Here is a 426-nt window from a genome sequence, read left to right as displayed (position 1 = left end):
TGATCCTGCGCCCGCTGGACCGGGACATCCTGCGCAACCGCGTCTACGCCGGGGTCAGCATGGCCGCCGTCTGGTTCGGCTGGGACAACGGCCTGCCCACCGCGGACACATCGCCCATGTACCTCGCTCCCACCAATCAGGAGTTCTTTTCCTGGCCGAAATGGGGACAGTACTATCAAACCTCCGGCGAAGCGGGGGAACCCCCGGACATGACGGCGGCCAAACGGCTGATGGCCCTTTCCCGCGCATGGAATTCAGCGAGGAACACAGCCGAGCGGACCCTCATCTGGCGCGAAATGCTTGCCATCCACGCGGATCGGCAGTTTGCCATCGGCATATTGTCCGAAGCGCCGCAACCCGTCGTGGCCGCGAGCGGGCTCTACAACGTGCCCGAGCAGGCGATCTGGGCCTTCGACCCGGGTGCAC

The 426-nt window shown here is 65.3% G+C and carries 1 pseudogene; it reads left to right on the top strand.

Annotated features, from left to right (window positions below):
- Window positions 1-426, top strand: a pseudogene (locus A3764_RS19255) (ABC transporter substrate-binding protein); the annotation flags it as partial.

Source organism: Sulfitobacter sp. HI0129 (assembly GCF_001635395.1).
GTDB lineage: Bacteria > Pseudomonadota > Alphaproteobacteria > Rhodobacterales > Rhodobacteraceae > Sulfitobacter.
Note: the sequence above shows the minus strand (reverse complement) of the source record. Positions and strands in the feature narration are given on the sequence as shown.